The sequence below is a fragment of the Varibaculum cambriense genome (assembly GCF_032557235.1).
In the GTDB taxonomy this organism is placed as follows: Bacteria; Actinomycetota; Actinomycetes; order Actinomycetales; family Actinomycetaceae; genus Varibaculum; species Varibaculum cambriense_C.
On the sequence record NZ_JAWGMB010000007.1, the window covers coordinates 82,968 to 104,003 of the forward strand.

At 50.8% G+C, this 21,036-nt stretch carries 16 protein-coding genes and 1 pseudogene; 13 read left to right on the forward strand and 4 right to left on the reverse strand.

The features are described 5' to 3' along the window. Positions 1-41: 41 nt before the first annotated feature. From E6072_RS06695 to E6072_RS06750, 13 genes and pseudogenes are all read left to right on the forward strand, one after another. Positions 42-830: a metal ABC transporter ATP-binding protein gene (locus E6072_RS06695; RefSeq protein WP_316694623.1), complete on the forward strand. Its 789-nt coding sequence runs from the start codon at positions 42-44 to the stop codon at positions 828-830. Continuing rightward, positions 827-1,972, forward strand: a complete 1,146-nt coding sequence (locus tag E6072_RS06700; RefSeq protein ID WP_316694625.1) for a metal ABC transporter permease — start codon at positions 827-829, stop codon at positions 1,970-1,972. The genes E6072_RS06695 and E6072_RS06700 overlap by 4 nt, the downstream gene beginning before the upstream one ends. Continuing rightward, the gene (locus E6072_RS06705) at positions 1,969-2,832 is read left to right on the forward strand and encodes a metal ABC transporter permease (RefSeq protein ID WP_316694627.1); all 864 of its coding nucleotides are present in this window, start codon (positions 1,969-1,971) and stop codon (positions 2,830-2,832) included. The genes E6072_RS06700 and E6072_RS06705 overlap by 4 nt, the downstream gene beginning before the upstream one ends. A 214-nt stretch (positions 2,833-3,046) precedes the next feature. Continuing rightward, complete coding sequence (locus tag E6072_RS06710; protein WP_316694629.1) at positions 3,047-3,433, forward strand: hypothetical protein; 387 nt, start codon at positions 3,047-3,049, stop codon at positions 3,431-3,433. Between the two features lie 82 nt (positions 3,434-3,515). Continuing rightward, complete coding sequence (locus tag E6072_RS06715) at positions 3,516-4,724, forward strand: SPFH domain-containing protein (RefSeq protein WP_316694631.1); 1,209 nt, start codon at positions 3,516-3,518, stop codon at positions 4,722-4,724. 104 nt (positions 4,725-4,828) lie between these two features. After that, positions 4,829-6,070, forward strand: a complete 1,242-nt coding sequence (locus tag E6072_RS06720) for an ATP-binding protein (RefSeq protein WP_316694633.1) — start codon at positions 4,829-4,831, stop codon at positions 6,068-6,070. 12 nt (positions 6,071-6,082) lie between these two features. Beyond that, the gene (locus E6072_RS06725) at positions 6,083-7,057 is read left to right on the forward strand and encodes a TPM domain-containing protein (protein ID WP_316694635.1); all 975 of its coding nucleotides are present in this window, start codon (positions 6,083-6,085) and stop codon (positions 7,055-7,057) included. Between the two features lie 153 nt (positions 7,058-7,210). After that, positions 7,211-7,849, forward strand: coding sequence for a response regulator transcription factor (locus E6072_RS06730; RefSeq protein WP_316694637.1), 639 nt, complete (start codon positions 7,211-7,213; stop codon positions 7,847-7,849). A 13-nt stretch (positions 7,850-7,862) separates the two neighbouring features. After that, positions 7,863-10,502, forward strand: coding sequence for a histidine kinase N-terminal 7TM domain-containing protein (locus E6072_RS06735; RefSeq protein ID WP_316694639.1), 2,640 nt, complete (start codon positions 7,863-7,865; stop codon positions 10,500-10,502). Next, positions 10,499-11,944: an ATP-binding protein gene (locus tag E6072_RS06740; RefSeq protein ID WP_316694641.1), complete on the forward strand. Its 1,446-nt coding sequence runs from the start codon at positions 10,499-10,501 to the stop codon at positions 11,942-11,944. Before E6072_RS06735 ends, E6072_RS06740 begins: the two co-directional genes overlap by 4 nt. 115 nt (positions 11,945-12,059) lie before the next feature. After that, positions 12,060-12,668, forward strand: coding sequence for a hypothetical protein (locus tag E6072_RS06745; protein ID WP_316694642.1), 609 nt, complete (start codon positions 12,060-12,062; stop codon positions 12,666-12,668). A gap of 141 nt (positions 12,669-12,809) precedes the next feature. Continuing rightward, positions 12,810-12,929, forward strand: a pseudogene (locus E6072_RS08860) (hypothetical protein); the annotation flags it as partial. A gap of 5 nt (positions 12,930-12,934) precedes the next feature. Beyond that, complete coding sequence (locus E6072_RS06750) at positions 12,935-13,900, forward strand: carbohydrate kinase (RefSeq protein WP_316694644.1); 966 nt, start codon at positions 12,935-12,937, stop codon at positions 13,898-13,900. Positions 13,901-13,984: 84 nt separating this feature from the next. Here E6072_RS06750 and E6072_RS06755 read toward each other — a convergent pair whose 3' ends face one another. The 4 genes from E6072_RS06755 to efeO all read right to left on the reverse strand — a co-directional run bounded on the left by E6072_RS06755 (position 13,985) and on the right by efeO (position 21,003). Further along, positions 13,985-16,612, reverse strand: coding sequence for an iron-containing alcohol dehydrogenase (locus tag E6072_RS06755; RefSeq protein WP_316694646.1), 2,628 nt, complete (start codon positions 16,610-16,612; stop codon positions 13,985-13,987). Positions 16,613-16,900: 288 nt separating this feature from the next. Beyond that, positions 16,901-18,094 (reverse strand): MFS transporter, encoded by a 1,194-nt coding sequence (locus tag E6072_RS06760; RefSeq protein ID WP_316694647.1) that lies wholly within the window; start codon positions 18,092-18,094, stop codon positions 16,901-16,903. Positions 18,095-18,387: 293 nt separating this feature from the next. Next, the gene (gene efeB, locus E6072_RS06765) at positions 18,388-19,752 is read right to left on the reverse strand and encodes an iron uptake transporter deferrochelatase/peroxidase subunit (protein ID WP_316694648.1); all 1,365 of its coding nucleotides are present in this window, start codon (positions 19,750-19,752) and stop codon (positions 18,388-18,390) included. Between the two features lie 12 nt (positions 19,753-19,764). Further along, a complete protein-coding gene (gene efeO / locus E6072_RS06770) occupies positions 19,765-21,003 on the reverse strand; it encodes an iron uptake system protein EfeO (RefSeq protein ID WP_316694650.1) in 1,239 nt (412 codons plus the stop codon). Between the last annotated feature and the right edge of the window lie 33 nt (positions 21,004-21,036).

Genomic DNA, 21,036 nt, shown 5'->3' on the forward strand with positions numbered 1-21,036 from the left:
TCCCAAATCATTCAGTTATCTTCGTTAAAGGTATTAACTCCATGACTTCCAAAAACACTTCTTCCCCAGAAGACTCCCGAGAAAAGACTGCCAGCGTACCAGTGAGCACTCCCCCTTGCGTGGTGGAAAACATCAGCGCCGCCTACCGAGATCGTCTTGCCCTCTCTGGGGTGAGTTTTACCGTCCCCAGCGGAGAAATCATGGCGATTCTTGGCCCTAATGGAGCAGGAAAATCTACTTTGATCAAAGCGATGCTGGAACTGATTCCCCGGGTCAGCGGGAAAGCTGAATTCTTTGGGAAAAACTTAAGCCGGGTACGCAAGTGCATTGCCTATATGCCCCAGTCTGCCTCAATTGATTGGGATTTTCCCGCACGAGTAAAAGACGTGGTGTTAATGGGAACCTATACCCACTTAGGATGGCTGCGCCGCCCGGGGAGAAAAGAGCATCAGGCGGCGCAAGCAGCTATGGAACAACTAGATATCTCCGATCTCGCAAACCGCCAGATTTCTGAGCTTTCCGGAGGACAAAAACAACGCACCTTCGTGGCGCGCGCCCTGGCCGCCGATGCTGATCTATTAGTTATGGACGAACCCTTCGCTGGGGTTGATATGAAGTCCGAAAAGACGATTTTACAGGTACTGCGTTCTCTAGCTAGCTCAGGGAAAACCGTACTCCTGGTACACCATGATTTAGCTACTGTAAGAGAGTTTTGTTCCTCAGTATTGCTGCTTCGCGAAGGAAACTTGGTGGCTTCCGGCCCCCTAGACACTACCTTTACCGCTAAGAACATTTCCCAGGCATACGGAATCGAGGGAGCGCTGGCATGAAGCTCGCCCTCACCAACCTCTCTATCCTTTTCCCCCAGGAACTAATCTCTCTAAGTGATTTTTGGGGAACCTACAGTTTTCGGGTGATGACCGCGGGAGCAATCCTGGTGGGTTTCTTCGCCGGAACCCTCGGATCCCTACTATACGTGCGTAAACAATCCCTAGTTTCTGACGTTATTGGACATAGTTCTATTGCCGGGATTGTGGGAGCCTTCGTAATTGCTTCGCTAATGGGCGCAGATGGACAATCGATACTGGTTTTGACGATTGGAGCCACAATTTCCGGCTTGCTGGCTGTTGCCACCACCAATCTAATTGCAGAAAAATCCAAAGTGGGAGTGGAAGCCGCCATGGCGATTTCTCTGGCCATCTATTATGGCGGCGGCATGGTGGCCTTGAGGCTATTATCCTTTTCCCATTTCTCCGGACGCTCTGGTATTGCACAATACCTGTTCGGCAATGCCGCCACTATGCGTCAAATCGATGTGTTCACCGTTGCTATCCTAGGTTTTACCGCTCTATTGATCGTCGCGATTTTCTGGAAGGAGATCGCGCTCTTTGCTTTTGACCCCGTAGGCGCCCAGGCAGCTGGCTTTTCCGGTAACCTTTTGATCGCCATTGTCACCTTGTGCACCACCGTAGGTATCGTGATTGGGGTTAAATCTGTAGGGGTAGTATTGATGGTTGCTTTTGCTATTATCCCCGCAGCTGCCGCCCGGCAGTGGACCGATCATCTACCGGTGTTATTCCTACTAGCTGGAGCAATAGGCGCACTTAGCGGCGGTTTTGGTTCTTATCTGGCAGTATCCATCGGTAAGGTGCCTACTGGACCGGTAATCGTAGTCATCCTTTCGCTGGTTCTAGCTATTTCTTTAGTTTTCTCTCCGCACCGCTCTTTGCTGGCTTACCGGTATCGCCGCCGCCGGCATATCCAAAATTTAAAGCACGAACAGGAAGATAACGCCTCCCTCGCTCAGGGTAATTCCTGGAAAGAACAGCCTACTAATCCTGCGGCAATAGCTAACCATCTGTGTTTCTCACCGACAAAAGCGGAGGAAGGCGGCACTCCCTCCGCAGTTGTCCAATCAGCCGGAACATTAAGTCACAAGTCCCAGCTAGACCCCGAGGTTAATCTGAAATGAGTTTTGTACTTGCAGCCTTATTACTAGCAATTACTACCTCGGTAACTTGCGCCCTGCCCGGCACCTTCTTGGTGTTGCGCCGTCAATCCATGCTGGTGGACGCCATGAGCCACGCAGTCCTACCCGGAATCGTGCTGGGAGCGTTGCTTTCTGGATCCACTTATTCTCCGATAATGGTGGTTCTTGCCGCTGGTTTTGGGTTGATCGTAGTTTTGGGAGCTAACTATCTCCAATCCACCGGTTTACTACCTAAGGATGCCAGTCAAGGAGTTATCTTCCCCCTGCTATTTTCGGGCGGAGTAATTTTACTGTCCACTGCGCTGGCACATGTACATATCTGCGAGGATACGGTACTGACCGGCGACCTGAACCTGCTGGCTTTAGAAACCGAAAGGTTGATAATCAGCAATTATGATTTTGGTCCGCGCGCCATGTGGATGCTGCTGATAATTTTCTTAGCGAACGCACTATTTTTACTGCTCACCTATAAAGTTATGCAGCTTGTGACTTTCGATAGAGAATCAGCCCGAGTCATCGGGTTCCCCATCCGCACGGTGGAAACTATATTCATGGTTCTGGTGGCCTTAACTATTGTGGTGGCTTTTTCTACTGCGGGCGCCATTCTTGTGATTGCCCTACTGGTAACCCCAGCCGCCACTGCGATTCTACTTTCTAATTCTCTCCCGAAAATATTTGCTTTCACCCTTATCATTTCGGTAATCAGCGCAATTATCGGTTTTATTACCGCTTGGCATTTCAACCTTGCCACCTCGGCGATGATGGCATTTACCGATGGGGTCTTATTCCTAATAGTTCTACTGATCAGCCGGGCACGCGCCCGTGTCAAGAAGCACGCTTAGAACTATCCCAGCTGCTCCCCTACCAATATCTGCCCTTTATGTAGACAACCTTCTCGAGACCGGATAACCCGGGAAAGTTATTAGCATTTGCTCAAAGTTTTCACCCTTTTGGGTGTTAATTACCAAAATTCTGCTTGTTACTTTAAAAATGCAGGTTTTCAAAGAAGAAAAACTGCACCCAGAACAAGTTTCACCCCGATCGTAAGGAGCTATCATGACTGGCCAACCCCCGGTTACAAACCCAAACCTAGTAAGTCCGGATGTACCGATCGTAAAGAAGAATATGGCAATTGCGGCTTTATGCCTGACCATTGTGGCCTCCTTGCTCATCATCTTGGGATTTTTCCTGGCTGGGAAAGCAGGGGCCACTGCCCTCAGTAACCTTGATGTCGCCGCAGCTCAAGCTGCCGACACCAAGCGACTTATTCTCTTGGGATTGGCTTCAATCTTGAACTTGGTGGCATTCATCCTGGGATTAATCGCCCTGATTAAGTCCCGTCCCAAGACCATGCCACTAATTGTTTTCCTGGTGGTGATTTTCCTACCGTCAATCGCCACCGGAATTGGAACAGCAATCCAAAACAGCATGGTGCACCTATAGGTAAGCAGTCCCGCTGTTAGGCAATATTGCCAGCAGCGGGAACAGCCAACAATAAGCTAATACTAGAGAAAAGAAGATTGAAATGGGTTTGATTCAGGCAGTTAGCGGCGCGATCGGTGGCGCCCTCCAAGATCAGTGGCTAGATGCGATTAGCGCTCAAGACATGGGCGAAGGCATAGTATTTGTACGCGGCCAACAAATCCGAGGTAGAAATACCGGCACCGGCGCTATTATCTCCGACGGTTCCAAAATCTTGGTCTACGACAAGCAGGCCATGCTGATTACTGACTCCGGCAAAATCGTGGACTTTTCTACCGAACCCGGTGCCTATACTTTTAGCTCTACCACTGCGCCCTCGTTATTTAACGGGAATTTTAAAGGCGCCCTTAAAGATACTTGGGAACGTTTTAAATTTGGCGGAGCGCCCTCGGGGCAACAAAAAGCCTTCTTTGTAAACCTGCAGGAAATCAAAGGGATAAAGTTTGGTACCCCCAATGCCATTCAATATTTCGATAATTTCTATAATGCGGAACTTTTCTTGAGGTCGCACGGGACTTACTCGCTGCGAATAGTTGACCCCATAAAGTTCTACATGGAAGCTATCCCCCGGGATGCGGAGCGAGTACATATCGATGACATCAAAGAACAGTACCAATCCGAATTTCTCGAAGCCTTCTCGGTAGCATTAAACAAGATGAGTCTGGATGGGATTCGTATTTCGCAAGTCCAGTCTCATATGAGCGAATTGTCTCGCTATATGCGTGATGCTCTGGATGAAGAATGGTCAGAGCAGCGCGGGATTGAGGTGCAAGCCGTAGGTATCGCCTCTATCTCCTACGATGAGCAGTCGCGCAAGATGATCGATATGCGCAACCAGGGCGCCATGCTACAAGACCCCTCTATCCGTGAAGGTTTCGTACAAGGAGCAGTCGGTACCGGTATTCAAAATGCTGGCTCCAACCCGGCGGGAGCCGGAGTCGCCATGATGGGCGTGGGTATGGGAATGAACGCAGCCGGAGGCTTCATGCAATCTGCCTCCGCTTCCAACCAAGCCCAAATGGCCGCTCAAGAAAAGGCAAAACAGCAGGCAGGGGCAGCCGGAAACGCTGGTTCCACCGCTGACGCCTGGAGATGCCAATGCGGCGTCCAGAACACCGGCAAGTTTTGCGGAAATTGCGGTCAGCCACGGCCAGCTACCCCCACCCCCGGAGGCTTTTGTTCCAACTGCGGAAAACCCCTACCTGATCCCAAACCAAAATTCTGTCCCGAATGCGGAACTCCAGTCGCTTAAACCAGCGTTACCCGGGTTCTTAGCAGCCTCAAATCTGGCGCGCGAGGCTCGCCGCTAAGAACCCGGCACTGGTGAACCGTAATTATTAAGGAAGGGAACTAATCGTGAGTGATGTGCAACTAAAATGCCCAGCCTGTGGCGCACCCATCAATTTTGATGTGCCCAGCGGAAAAATGAAGTGCAACTTTTGCGGCGCCATGTTTTCCGTGGAAGAAGTTAATCAATTTAACGGGATTTCTGCTGCCAACCAGGAGCTTAATGCCGCCTACCAAGCGCAAAAGTCAGGCTCGCCACCCCCGCCACCGCCGGGAGCGCAATCCACACAGCAGACAGATTTATCGCTACCTGCACAAACAGGTAGCGAGGGCGCACCCACTCTTTCCGCTGACGCTGCTACCCCGGTACCTCAAACCGGCTGGGCGGAGCCTCCTGCTACCTATATGGATGAGGCAACCGGGCAACAAATGGCACAATTTGAATGCGATTCTTGTGGCGGAGAAATCATCGGTTCCCCCGATATGGTCAGCGCCAAGTGTCCCTGGTGTAATAACAACTTTGTTGCGACCGGGCAGTTGGTAAGCACCCGGGTTCCTGACCGGATGATTCCTTTCGGGATGACCAAAGAACAGGCACTATCCGCTTTCAAAAAAGAAGCATCACGTTTGAAGCTGACTCCCCATGCGTTCCAGCACGCCAGCGTAGATGACATTCAAGGTGTCTATATCCCTTATTGGCTCTATGATGCCAGCGTTTATGGGACGGCCGAGTTCGAGTGTGAACACACTCGAAGCTGGTCAGATTCGGACTATACCTATACCGAACATCATGTTTACCAGGTTTCGCGTAGTGGCAATATCTCCTATCTAGATGTTCCGGTCTCCGGCACTTCCAAAGTAACTGAGGATCTTACCGAGTCGATAGAGCCATTCGACTACTCCACTTCCGTAGGGTTTTCCCCGGCATATTTAACCGGGTTTATGACCAATAAATATGATGTAGAAGCCGAGGAAGCAAACCCGCGCGCCCTCGATAGGATGCGCAATTCTGCGGAGGACGTTCTAAGAGATTCGGTTACCGGCTATGACAGCGTAAAATTGACCAGTTCAGATTTCGAGCCGGCCTTTGGTGAGCTGGAATATGTGTTCTTGCCAGTCTGGCTGTTAAACGTGAATTTCGCCGGAAAGAACTATAACTACGCCATGAACGGTCAAACCGGAAAATTCGTGGGTACCTTCCCGGTTTCTAAAGCAAAATACTGGGGCGGACTAATAGGTATCGCTGCCGCTTTGGCAACAGTCCTGGGATCGGTATTTATTCCATTTATCATGCCTTGGTTTCTCGATTAAGGGGATTGAATCATGAGTATTTTCAAGAAACTTGCCTCTCTCTTGGTTGCAGCAACCGTGACCGCATTCCCGCTGATTGGTTTAAACCTGACCAATGCACAGGCAGCCGCTCCTAGTCCGGCAGCGGCGGTAGCATTTTCCCACCCGGCTGCACATAGCGTTCTCGCTTCCGCCAGCGATAACCTGTCTGACGTTACCAAGTTTCCCGACGACCAAGAGGTAAAGTACCAGGGTGGTCAAGAGAACGTATCCGCGGCAGCTCCCTTGATTCGCGACCACTCCCAAATTTTTAGTGCCTCCAAACTTCCTGCCTGGGAAAAACAGTTGCAGGCACTAGCTAATAAATATGGGATAGCCCCCTATGTGGTAACGGTTGACGATTTCGATTATTTGTCCCCCGAACAATGGGCTGCGAACTACTACAACGCGAACAAACTCGGCCTGGATCCCCAGTCCGCCAATGGGGTAATCATGATTATTAACCCCTCGACCAGGGATCTGTGGTTCCTAGGACATGGCGAGGGCGAGAAAGCGCTCACCCCTTACGGGATTGACAGATTGTATGAGCACGTAAAAAAGCCCCTCGGTGACGATGATTGGGATGGGGGCATGCAGGTTTACCTGCAGCAAATCGCTGATTACTTAGAGCAGTGGAAGGCCGGCACTCCCTACAGTGAAAATCATCCGGTACCCTATCGGATGACCCTCGAGTCTACCCTTTGGGGGCTGGCAGTTGCGCTAGGCTTAGGCGGCTTAGGCGGGTATGGGGTGATGCGGCGGATTGAACGCAAACATCACACCGCCCAGAAACAAGCAGGAGCCTCTAGCTATATTGTTCCCGGATCAAACCAGATAACCGGAGGTAACGAAGTCTTTGTGAACTCCTATGTCACCCAGGTGGCGCGCCCGAAGGAAAGCAAGAGCTCTAGTAGCCATACTTTCAGTTCTGGGGGCACCTCTTTTAGTTCCGGAGGTGGCAAATTCTAGGAAACACCCGGGGATCCAGCAGTAAGCGGCCGGGGCTGGTCACCAGGAGAAGCCTTTCTACCCGCCTCAATAAACAATCACGTTTTGGTAAAATAGTTCTAACGAAGGCAGCGAAACCTCCAATGGCGGGGGGAGGCACGGGAGGGCGAGCCGTTGACGCGGATAACTATTGTTGAGGATCAAACCATTCTGCTGGATTCTTTAGCTGCTGCTATCGATACGGAAGCAGATCTTATGGTGGTCGATAAGCTCACCAATGCCGCCGACATTCATTCCTCCCAGCGTTTACACCCGGCAGACCTGGTACTAATGGACGTAGTAACCGAGAACTCTTCGGGATTAAAAGAATCTGCCAAGTTCAAAGCCGAACATCCCAGCGTGAAAGTCGTGGTGTTTACGGCGATGCCCGATGCCTCATTCGTTGAGGAAGCACGCGCCGCCGGGGTTGACGCTTTCACCTACAAGAATATCTCTACTTCTGATCTGCTATCTTTACTGCGTGCCACGGTGAAGGGGGAAAACAGTTTCCCCGACTCCCCCGCGCGGCCTAGTTTTGGGGCTAACCAGTTTAATGACCGCGAAATGCAGGTGCTGAGACTGGTGTGCGCTGGGTACCCCCGTAAAGAAATCGCGAAGAAAATGTTCTTAAGCGAAAACACTATTAAGTCTTATATCTCGCAACTGCTAGCCAAAAGTGGTTTTTCCTCGGTGGCGCGCCTAGCTTTGTGGGCAGTTTCTAACGGCTACGTCGCGATCCAAGAAAACCGCTCCGACCCGGACTTACCCGCCTAAAATCGGAGTTTTTATGGCTACCGAAACTGTCTCTAAGCGTCCTCCGAATCGCTTCCCCAGTTCTCCCGCGGTAGAATCTGAAAGGCCAACCTGGATCCAAGACTGGCTTGCTCATCTAGTGTTTTCATTGCTTTTGGGAATAGCGGTGCTTACCTTGATTTTTGTTCCCTTACGTGCAGTTTCTTTCCAAGCCAGCAATGCCCTGGCGGTACCCAACGATTTTGATCCGCGTCTGACTCAGTTTTTTCAGTCCCAGGGTTTAGCGGTGGAATCCCACAGTGAATGGTCGCTACTGCGGCAACTTCGTTCCGGGGCAAACTTTGTAATCACCACCGAAACCACTGCAAACGCCGCTAAAGTTGCCGAACCGGATGCCTCTTTCCTGCCTCTCTACCCAAAATCGGTGGTACTGGTGTCCAAGAATCCCCAGGTGAGCTCAGTTGACAATCTTCAAAAACTGCTTGGAGGTAAAGAAAAAGTATATTTGGATCAAGGAGTGGCACGACTGGAGCTGATGAGCGCTCTGGCACTCAAAACTTCCCCGGGTAGCAAGGGCGCGCAGACTTTCTCCTCCCAGCAAGCCTCGGGCCTATTACAGAAGCTTAGATCGCGGGGACGATTAGAAACTGGATCTTCTTTTCAAGAACTAAAGGACGCCCTGACTCACGGCTACTTTTGTCTAACCACCGATAATCGCAGCGCTCAAGCAAGTTCCCCCTCCCAGCAGCTACACTATGCCAAGTTCCCTACGTTAATGTTTGTGGAAGGAATCTGGTCACGCCACCCGAGGAATGCTGACCGGGAATCCTGCATGTCAGCTTTCCCGGATAGTCTCCTTACCTCCACTTCCTACCCATCACTATCAGAGTCTTTTCAAAAAAGCATTCACGCCACCCCGATTAACAGCCTTGGGCAGTTCATCCAGTTCACCTGGGATCAAAGCCTGTCCAACGATACTTTTGGTGCTTCGTGGGAGTGGAAGAACACCAATGAATCCTACGAAATAGCCACCTTCATTGCGCTCCTGTGCCTAATTAGTTTTTGGGCCGGCTGGCGATTTTGGACAACTATCTCCCCCTATGTGCGTCGAGCTGTCCTAATTCAGGCGGGAGTACTGAGCCTATGGATCCTAGCCCGCATCATTAAACATTCCCTGCCGGGAGTTTACGAGCGTTACGCCTGGTATTACTACTATGTTCCGGTTTATTCGACCCTGACCATCCTGTTTTTCGTGATCGCGCACTCTTCGCGCAGCTTCCCACCCTCCTACCGCATATTGCGCACTTGTATAGTGACGCTGGGAACCACGCTGATGTTGCTGGTATTTACCAACGATTTGCACCACCTGGTGTTGCGTTTTGGCCGGGGCGAATCTGGGGTGGACTATGAATACGGCCCAGGTTACTACTTTTACTACCTTTCAGTATTAGTGCTATTCGTCGCCATATTGTATGTGGCATTATGGAGTTTCAAAGGTAACCGGACCCGCCTATTAGCGGCCTTAGGGGTACTTTTTGCGTTTGCACTGACCTACTCTCTGGCCTACACCTGGCGCATCCCCCTGATCCGAGCTACCGAAAATGTGCAAATTTATTGTTTCTTTTTCTTATTGACCTGGGAGCTACTGTTCTTTATCGGATTGATTCCCCAGAATCGGGGTTACACGCGTTTCTTTAAGAAATCTACCCTCCCCATGGAAATTGTCGATCGTGACTGGGAACCTCGCTATGCCACCTCCACTCCTCTCTACCTGGACGAGTCGATTAAACGTCACCTGCGAGAAACTAGCTCCCCGGTGCTGATAACCGATAATTCTTTCGAGCCGCCCCGCACTCTCTACTGTCAAGCACAGCCCATCAACGCCGGACACGTAATCTGGGAAACCGACATTAGCGCCGTTCAAGAGCTAGAGAAAACCTTGTCTGCCCTGCGAGAGCGGGAGGCACACCAAACTAAGATTCTTTCCTCCGAATATGAAGCCTTACAGCAAATGAAGCAACCGTCCCAGGCACCGTTACTTTACGACCGTCTAGATGAACTTATGAATAATGCCCTTGAACGGGTACAGGCCAATAGTGTGCGGCTAGGCAGCCATCTAGAAGGCAATCAACTCGCTGAACTTCTGCGCAGCATAAAAATGGATCTCGGTTACGCTAAACGCGCAGGTCTGCTCACTTTATCTTATTTTGAGAATGGAGAGGTTTCGGTCAATGTCTTAACCACTTTGTTAAGTCAGTCCTGTACCGATTTTTCTTATGCGAATGCCCTAGCCGGCTTACACGGCCCTACCAGCGGAAATCTCCGGCTAAAGGAGGCACTTTGGTGTCTGGAGGGTCTCCATCGCGGCCTGGGTTGCGTGGTGAGCCTATCCGATTTAGCGGTGTTTATAAATCTAGAGGCCGGCGCGAGCGGGCAGCCGGCGAAAATGAACTGGATTTTAGATATTCCGGCTGGTCAAATCGGTCTTTTACAACCCCTCCTTGATTGGCCGCAAGCAAAAATTAAGCTAATCATGGAGGAGGGAGTGGTTAATCTGCAGATGCGAATTAACCACCCTGACGAGGAGGTAAATAGCTTTACCACACTGAGCGAGGTAACTAAGGCGTTCACCGAGGGCGTGCCCACTAGCAGCCATGAGGAGCGAAACCAATGAGCGCGTTATTTTACAGCCTGTCTCCTGCGCTACTAGCGGCAGGAACTGCCTTGATGATTATTGGTACCCTGGCGGCGTGCATATTGACGATGAGTCAATGGTTTATCCATCGCCGCCTTCTAGCCACTGGATTCCTATGGAGTGTAACGGTATTGTTTGCCTTTTACACCTGGGGTTTTGCGGTTACTATTATCAATTCGCAAGCGGGAATATTCATTCTCAATGACCATCATTTTGGATGGTTCGTACTGATCTGCCTGATCTTGGGATTGGCGCTGTTAAAAACCACTTATCGGTTCGCAGCGGCACCTTTACTGGTTTTCTTAACCGTGCTACTTCCCCCCATTGCGAACTTCGGAGGGAAATGGCTGCTTTTAGCTGCCGGAACCTTTGCCACAACCTGGCTATGCGTACAGGGGTGGCGAGAATTTCAGTTGCTGTTACACGACTTGAGTCCTTTTAGCATCAAAGAAGCCTTGGACTGTCCTCAGCATGGGGCGCTGTTCGCTGATTCCCGGGGACACAATAAGCTAGTTAATTCCAGTATGGAAGGGTTGCTTGACAGCTTAAACCTGACTTCGCTTACTCGTTATGAAACTTTAGCAAAACAACTCCGACACCTCGCTACTGACAAAATAGTTCCAGCGGGAATCGCTGTCCATGATGCTAACAAAAGTGGAATTGGCAACCACACCAGCGTTAACTTTCGAATAAATGATCCTGGGGGACGCACCTGGATACTTAATCGTACTAAACTAGCTGATAGAGGACACTTTTTAACGCAAATGATAGCCCTGGACGTCAGTAGATATATGTCTTTAAGCCAGGAACTATCAGATGAAATTGACAGTTTCCAAGAGCGTCAAAAACAACTCGCCCAGGAAACTGCTCGCCTTGAGGAAGCGCTCACCAAGCGCCTAGTTTTACGGACTCGTTCCTCCATTCACGACACCATTTCCCAGCGGATTTCTTTCGTGCACCGCTTCTTAGAGGACGGGGTGAGCGATGAGGAGCGACTGACGCAATTGCAGGAGTTACTGGCGGAACTCCCTACTGATTTAAGTCATGACCGAAAGATAATTCCCGCGGAGGTTTGGCTGGCCACCTTGCAGGATTTAGCGAGTTCCGCCCAATTGGAGTTAAACATTTCTGGGGATTTACCGACTGAGGAAGACCGCGCGCTCCTGTTTATGCAGGTTCTACGGGAGGGAATTACTAACGTATTGATCCACACTACCTCCACCGAAATGTCAGTAAAAATGTGGGAGGATACCCGTAGTTACTGGTTAGAAGTATCCAACCCAGGCAGGGTTACTACCACCCCGTCCTATGGAACCGGATTGAGTAACTTAGAGGCTCGTTTGGAAGCTGCCGGCGGCTCCTTGGCAATTCTTACCACCCCCAATTTCACGTTACGCGCGCATCTACCACGTTCCTGCTAGCTACCGAGCTCAAAAACCGTACTTCTGGGTGATTACATTTCCTACCCCACTTCCTAGGGTGGAGGTAAGTGGGGCGAGGGCGCTCCACCAGTCTTAATAACGGGAGGGAACCACCATGAAAAAACTATTTGCGTTAGCGGGTGCATTCGCCCTAGCTATTACCCTGTCCGCCTGCGGAGGCAGCGGAAGCAGCGGAGAAAAGAAGGCGGCTCCGGAAAGCAAAGCCCCCGAAACGAAAGTGGGGCTCATATCCACCACTGAGAATGTGCTACTGCCGGAGCAAGAAGAGCAGGAGGTAAAGGTGGATGATGCGGATGCCCTGGAGAAAAAGTGGAAGGAAAAAGGCAAAGCATTCGCCGAGAAAAAGGGAGTTACCTCCGAACGGATTGATGCAACTTTTGCTAACTTTAGCAAAGATAAAATCAAGAATTACAGCCTGTATCTGAACCATAATGGCGACTGGAAAGCCGGGAGTAAATTTAAAATTGGTTTCTACTGCCAGACGGTAAAACCAACCACTATGGAAGTATGGATCGCTCCGGACAGCGATGAGAGTAGTTTTGACCGAAAAGGACAGTTAACCAAAGTGGCCTGCGGGACGGATAAACCGGCGGAGGCAACTAGGGAATACACCCTTCCCACGGACACCAACAACCTATTGATTGTCCGCAACCAGGTACCTGTGGAAGGCTTTATGGTTACCAATGACGAGCTACAAAAGTAACCACCCGATATTAACCACTGCTACCTACTCCAAATAGTTGCTAAAGGCTGTCCCGGTAACCAATGGCGGTTATCGGGACAGCCCTTACTGACCTAATACCTCCATCCAGGCATTAACTGCATTTGCTAGGATACCTCTGAATGGTCATTCTTAATCTTCTTCCTGTGCATGTGCGGCCAGCTACTGTGGGTATTGAAAGTCATGCCGGAAACCAAAGGGATTCCCCTTGAAGAAATGTCAAAGAAACTAGGTGTGGAGTAATTATCATGACCGAAATGAAATCAACTGAGCGCCCCGTACTCTGCCTGGGAGAAGCCCTGATCGACGTGATTAAACGCGCAGGTAATGTGGAAGAAAAAGTTGGGGGCAGCGTCTTTAACGTGGCTTGCGGAGTCGCTAGTTTAGGCCACCCCACCTCCTTAGCTTCTTGGTGGGGCGAGGACGAGCGCGGTAAGAGCCTAGAAGAAAAGCTAGCCTCCGCCGGGGTTAGCGTAGTCCCTGGCAGTTCTAAAGCCGCGAAAACTCCGATAGCTAATGCCCAAATCGACGACAATGGGCAAGCAACCTACAATTTTGAGCTGGAATGGCAAGTTCCTCCACTACCGAAGATTGGTAGCCTTAGCCACCTACATACCGGAAGTTTCGCTGCAACTTTGGCACCCGGAGCCTCCGCAGTGGTTAAGGCAGTAAAGACCATGGCAGCTCAAGGAACCGTAAGCTATGACCCCAATGTGCGCCCCTCGTTAATGGGTACCCCCGAGGAAGTACGTCCGCGGATCGAAGAGCTAATCAGCCTCGCCGATCTGGTTAAAGCCAGTGATGAAGACATCGCTTGGCTCTACGGCAAAGACACTCCGATTGAGACCGTGTTACACAAGTGGAAAGACATGGGACCAGGCCTAATTGTAGCTACCCGCGGCCCGTGGGCATCCTATGCACTTTGCGCCAACGACCGGGATATGCTGGCGGTAGATCCTCTAAATATCAAGGTTGAAGATACAGTCGGAGCCGGAGATTCCTTTATGGCAGGCCTGATTTCGGGACTGCTAGATGCGGGGATGCTAGGCTCGGTCGAAGCCAAGCAGCGGTTACGGCAAGCTCGCCTCAGCGATATCCAAGGTGCTCTCCACCGGGCAACTATTACCTCCGGGCTTACGGTAAGTAAGGTGGGGGCTTATGCGCCTACCCAAGCTGAGGTCGCAGAGGTACTCGCCGCTGATCCTACCCTCTAGAGGGGAAAACGCGTTAGAGACAATAGCGAATTTAGGTGGGTGGGGGGAGCTATGACACCTCCCCCCACCCACTTATAACAGGCGTTACGAAATAAACTTTTTCCCGTAGTAACAGGCTTTAAGCATACTTTCTATTTCTGCCATCGTAGCTTTACGTGGCGTACCAGTATAGGACTCGCGATCGAAAGTACGCTGAGCTAACTCGGACAGCTGCGTCAGGAAATCGGCTTCCAAAATCGCGAAGTCTTGCACCTTTGACGGCACTCCAAAGGTAGAAACTAAGTTCTCCAAAGCCTGTGCTAGATCCTCACCTGCGTCCTCTTCGCGAGTTTTAATCCCCAGGCGGCGACAGATCTCAGTCAATTGCTGGGGTGCTCGGAAGCGCAGATAGTTCGGGGAAGCCACATACTTTCGTGGCCGCCCCCCTAAGAAACGCACCACATTAGGCAGCACTGCGGGGAAATATTCCTGATTGCTACCCCCAAAGGCGGCGGCAAAAGTCTTGGTCAATGAATCTGCCAACCCCATTGCGGTGTTACCTTGGGCAGTAGAAATCAAGAACGCCCCCTCAATCACCTTTTCCCGCTGGTCAGCCAATTCTTGACTACCTTCTACGGCGCTAGCTACCTGCGGCAAAGTTTTATAGACATTCTCTAAGCCATGCAGTGCCAAGGAATCGGTATATTCACTGGCTTGAGTAGAAGTATAGGCCTCGATCGCGCAGGCAACTCCTTGAAAGCCACGCCGTAACGCATCTTCCCGACTATAGGGTGCCCAGGTGGTATCCATAATCACGATCTGAGGCAGGAATGCGGTCGAGTTAACCGGCCGAGCAAAACCCGTATCCGCATCGGTAATAGCTGCTGACGGCGCAACTGAAGCACGCCCTCCGGTAATAGTAGGAACGCAGATAAGCTGCGGAGAATTAATATGGGCTGGCAAAGCAACATGTCCGGCGCAGACTTCCTTAACCGATAACTCGGGGCAGGCCGCGAATAAACGCAGGAACTTAGCCGCATTGATCACGCTTCGCTCTCCCACGGCAATAACCGTTTGAGGTGCGTATCCAGCGATTTCTTGTACTTTCTTCTCCAGATATTGGGTAGTGAAATGCTTTTCTACGTCATCTATAACCTGTACAGATATTTTGTTGCTGCGGGCATATAGCAGTTGCATCACCACATCCAGTTGCCCGCTACTGGCGGCATCTTGATTGGTAATCACCGTAATTTTGGTGCCCAACTCCAAATTAGCTAGCTGCCGAATATAGCCAGATCCGAGATAAATTTGATTAGGTACTTGGAAAGGCATCATTACCGGGTTCCTCCTGGCTAGCCGTTTTATATTAAGTAGGTTAACTGCACTGATATTGCTCGATATCGAGTTATGTCCATAAGAGCCGCAACCAAGAGTCAAGGAGGGCACCATCGCGTTATAAAGCCCCCCGATAGCTCCGAAAGCGCTAGGAGAATTTTCAATAATCCGCACTGCATTAACTTCTTTGGCAAACTGGTCGATAATACCCCATTCGCGGCAATGAATGGCCGCGCTGTGCCCCAACCCGTCTTGTTCTACCATCTGGCGGGACAATTCAATACCTTCCGCTGCATTTTCAGCGCGCAATACCGCCAAGATTGGGGAAAGCTTTTCTCTGGTTAATGGTTCCTCGTAACTTACCTTAGAGCACGGCACCAAAATAGCTGGGGTATCTTCAGGAACGCTAAAACCCGCCATTTCTGCTATCTTCGAGGCTTTCTGTCCCACGATCGTTGCATTCAATCTGGCATTCGCACAGTCTTCACTTCCGGCACGCGCCCCGAAAAGCAGCTCTTCTAGCTTCGTTTTCTCTTCCGCGTTTGCCAGGTAACATCCGAGAGTTTCAAACTCTGCCAGCGCCTGATCTGCAATGGCCTCGTCGAGGATCACCGCCTGCTCGGCAGCACAAATCATGCCGTTATCAAACGACTTTGAAATAGTGACATCATTGACTGCGTTTTTAATTACTGCACTTTCGTGGATATAGGCAGGACAGTTTCCGGCTCCCACCCCTAGCGCCGGTTTTCCACAGGAATACGCACTCTTGACCATGGCGTTGCCGCCGGTAGCGAGAATGACTGCTACTCCCGGATGGTTGATTAGCTCCGTAGTGGCCGGCATTGAAGGAGTGGTAATCCACTGGACACATCCCTTAGGTGCTCCGGCTTCAACCGCAGCCTCGTAAACTATTTTGGCGGCATGAGCCGAACAGTTCTGCGCGAATGGATGGAACGCAAAAATAATGGGGTTGCGAGTTTTTAGGCAGATCAGCGCCTTGAAAATAGTGGTTGAGGTGGGATTAGTGACCGGGGTTAGCCCCGCTACCACCCCGACTGGCTCTGCAACTTCCACGATCCCCGAGAACTCGTCACGGGAAATCACCCCTACGGTTTTTTGTCCCTCTAAGTCTTGGGCAATAACTTCGGAGGCAAAAATATTTTTTACAGTTTTGTCTTCAAAGTTACCGCGTTTGGTTTCGGTTACCGCCTCGGCGGCGAGCACCGCATGGGCTTCTCGCGCCTTGTGGGCTGCGGTTTCTACAATAATATCTACGGTGCGCTGATCCAGAGTCTCGAATTCAGCAAGCGCCTGCTGGGCGCGTGCTACTAGTGTATCGATGGCTGTTTTTTCCCCAGCCTGTTGAGTCAGGGCGGGAGTTGGTTCTTTTATGGGCATGACTAGCTCTTTTCTGTACACCGATCTAGAGGATTTGAATGTGCTTTACTACGATCAACAACTCTGTTTAAAAGTTTTACCTAGTAAAAATATAATCTTGAATAAAGCAGGCTACGGCTTATAGCATAGGTTTTCAACAACTAAAATTTGAATGCACGTTTATGCATCACTAGACTTCAAACGTTCATCCTATGGGGGCTATAGTAGCTAGAAACCGTGCAGGGGTTATTCTCATTTCCCAAAGCCAGCGGGCGGTAACTACACCAGCATGGCGGGATCCTTAGCATGCTAGCGGGCAACTTGGTGAGACATACGATACTGCATGAGGATGAACACGCCCAGAGCCAACGAGAGATAGATCGGCAATAACCCAACAGATAAATGTTGTGCTATCAGACCAAACAATGGCGGCATCACGAAGACCCCCAGGTTAAAGCTAGCCATCTGCACTCCGATTACCGCGCGCGAGTGTTCTCTCCCAAAGATTTGGGGAGTTGCGTGAATCATGGCGGGATACATCGGCGAGCAACCCAGACCAATCGCCATAAGTCCACAGACCGTGATAGCTGCGGTTCCCGGTATCACTAACAGCACTACGCCCCCCGCGACCAGGATTATCCCCAAACGGATTAATTGCTGGTCAGAATAACGGATCGACAAAAATCCGCTCGCTGCTCGCCCCAAAGTTACACCCAGGAATAGCATTCCCGCAAAGGCGGCCGCATTCGCGGCATCCATACCTTTAAATAACTTCAGGTAGGTTCCACCCCAGACCCCAGTTGCTTGTTCCAACACGGCATAGCAGAAGAAACAAGTCATTACCTCTTTGACACCTTTAATCCGCACTGTCTGCGAAAGCTTGAGAGCACGTTGCTTATCTGACGAGGAATCCGATTCGTCCAACTTCTCACTACTGGCAGGAGAGCTTTGCTGTTCGTGGTGTTTCCAGAGCGGCAAACTTAAAAATAGAATCGCGGTTATTATCAGCTGTATCAAGGCTATATACCAGTATCCGTTCTGCCAGGTACCTCCCCCAGAAAGCGCTACCCCCATCACGTAAGGACCAATAGTGGCGCCAATCCCCCAGGAGCAGTGTAGCCAGTTCATGTGGGTGCTCTTGAAATGTAGAGCTACGTAGTTATTGAGAGCCACATCTACGCTGCCCGCCCCCAGTCCGTAGGGAATCGAACAGATGCACAGCACCCAAAAGTTAGGGGCAAAGGCGAAGCCTAGAATAGCAAGAGCAGTCAATAACCCCGAAATCACGGTCACTTTCCCGGTACCAAGCCGGGAGATTATCCGATCCGACAGCAGGCTAGAAGTAACAGTTCCCAAGGAGATAATCATAGAAATAAATCCCGCATAGGAAACCGGCACCGCAAAATCTGGATAAATCTCTGGCCAGGCAGAACCTAGCAGGGAATCAGGTAGCCCTAAACTGATGAATGCCAGGTAGATCAGTGCTAATAGTAAGTTAGTCAACGACGCCTCCTGGCTTAAACCTATCAGTTTTAGACACCGAGTTACTACGCCCAAAATAGGCATTTCAGTAACCATGAAACTTGAGGAAACATCAATTTAGCAGGCTGTAGCGTAATCTTTACGGGAAACCGGGAGCAGTGGAAAATACTATTTTGCCAGCTAGTGGTGAAACAGCCGCTAAGTTTTAGCTTTATTAAGTGGCAGAAAAAGTTGCGGGTCTTGCTGAAAGCAATCAGCAAGACCCGCTCCCGGTTTTAGGTTTCCCCAAAACCTATTTTTCTGGAGGTTACAGTTTAGGCTTCAAAAAGTTTTTGCCCCACGTAGTCTTCTCCCTGCCCTACACCGGGCGGCATTACCCACATGCTGGTGGCTATATGCTGCAGGTATTCGGTCATGGCGTCCCCAGACATCTTTTTCAAGATGGGAATGAAGTTGGTTTGCGGGTTACGAACATAAGCGATAAACATCAGCCCACCTTCTAGCCGCCCCAAACTGTCAGTCCCCTCCATATAGTTGTATCCGCGCCGCAACATTCGGTGTCCCCCGTTGTTATCGGGGTGCACCATCGCCACGTGCGAATCCACCGGGATCAGCGGTTCCCCGTCTTCGCCCTTCTTCTTAAAGTCGGGATCGGTGAACTCAGTTCCTCCGGACTGGGGGGCTCCCTCTAGTTTGTCGCGCCCAATGGTGTCTTCTTGCTCTTGCAAGACCAGTTCGTCCCAGACTTCCATCATCTGCTTGATTTTGCGAGTACAAAGATAGCTGCCACCTGCAAAATACTTTCCGCCCGAATCACCGGGCTGAATCCACAGATGCTTATTTAGCTCCGCATCGGAATCTTCCTTTTTGATATTGGAAGTTCCATCCTTGAACCCGAAGAGGTTACGGGGAGTTTTTTGCCCGGTCGAGGTAGAGGAGGTGCGTCCATAACCCAGTTGCGTCCAGCGAACGGTTGCGGTGCCGAACGCCAAACGACTTAGGTTGTGGATTGCGTGCATAGAGATCATGGGATCTTCCGAACACGCTTGCACCACGATATCCCCGTAGCACTGATCGGGATCCAGTTTCTCTGCTGCCATCCTCGGGATCCCGCCTTTTAGCGGCTCCGGCATCCTATCGGCAATCCCCAGGCGGTCTTTCCCGTCTTTCAGGAAGAAACTTTCCCCAAAACCAATAGTGATCGTGAGGGCGCCTGGCCCGAGATCATAGGCTTCGCCCGTATCATCCGGGGGTGCCAGTTTGGACACTTTGGGATCGTTTACCGGATTACCAGCCATCATCCGTTCAGCCGCCAAAGACCAGTCTTTCAGCAGCTGAATAACCAGTTCCCGGCTCTCAGTGGTCAGGTCATAGGCAGCCATCATCATCTGCTGTTGCTGGGGGGTGAGAATTCCCGGTTGGTGTTTACCTCTAAAAGGATAGGAAATCTTCATCACGTCGGAAGCTGCTTCTCCGGCGGCTTCGCCTTTGGATTTACCATAGGCGAAGCCTCCCATTCCCCCGATGCCGATACCGGCTAGCGCAGCGATACCCCCGCCGATCAGGACATTACGCCGGGAAATCCCCGGAACCTTATTAGTATCTTGCGGGGTTTCCCCCGAGGAAGTAGCCTCTTCAGCTACTTCCTCTAGGTGATGGTTAACAGAGTTTTTACTCAATGACTATTCACCTTATTTCAGAATAGATTCCGTCAACTTTGCGAGCGGTGCCCGCAGCGCATTTACCTTATCGGAAAGCTCTTTTTGCTTCTTGGTGTACTTCTCGGGAGTTTTCTCCAAACCAATCGCCACCGTTGCGATATCGGTGTAGGGCGGGAAATCCCACTGGTTATCGCCACTGGCACGGTTGTAGGAAGCAATAGTGTCTTCCAGATCTTTCATCTTGGCATCAATTTTCTTCGCCAGTTCCGGATCTTTCTTCTCGGCTAAGGCCTGGACGTTGCCATAAGCTACCCGAGCGCCCTCCAAGTTGGCCTGGAAATCATAGAGGTCAGTGTGCGAGAAAATCTCTTCCTCTCCCGTAATCTTGGTGGTAGCTACCTCTTCTAGCAAACCAATAGCCCCATTGGAAATATCGTCTAGTTTCAGTTTGAAATCAGCAGCATAAACCGCTTTATGCAGATCCTGGGTGTCTTTCATCAACAGATCGGCAAACTTGGTGCGATCGGCCGCCGATAGCTTCTGATCGGTCCACAGGTCTTTTTCTAAGCGGTGCCAACCAGTCCATTCCCGCCCGTCAGCGTCATCTGCCTGCTGATAGTCGGTTTCCCGCTCGTCCAGCTTCGGATCCAAATCACCGAAGGACTCCGCAGTGGGCTCGATCCGCTCGTAATGCATACGAGCCAAGGGATAGAGCTTCTTAGCTTTTTCGTTGTCGCCCGCCTTGTAAGCATCTACAAATTCTTGGGTGGCTGATACCAGCTGGCCAGCCTGATCCTTTACATAGGCAGTGTATTTAGCCACCGCATCCTCATGCAGCTTCTTGTCATCGGCGCTGACCTTAATACCCTCACCCTTGGTTACTTTGAATTCTTTCAACCCCACGAGCGATCCCACCATATTCTTCTTGCAGGCGGTGTAGTAGGTTCCTTCCTCTAGCTGCACCGTGAAGTCGCGTTTATCTCCAGCAGCCAGGTTTTCCATTTCCCCCATAATCTGCAGTTTGTCTTTGGCAAGTACTTCAAACTCGTTGCGAGCCGGTCCCTCGTTGTTTAGGGAGAACTTAATGGTGCCGGAAGGAGCGGTGTTAGTAGAAAGTTCGCACTTGTCGTCAGCGATTTTCACCTCGATTGGTTTAGTGCTGCCCGCCGCGCCATCCCCCGCGGCGCTGTTGTCGTTCTTTACACAACCAGTCATAGTGACTGCCAGCGCCGCGCCCACGAAAGCAACGGCAATCTTACGCATATGCATTTATTTGTCTCCTTAGGTGTGCATTTTTGCGTC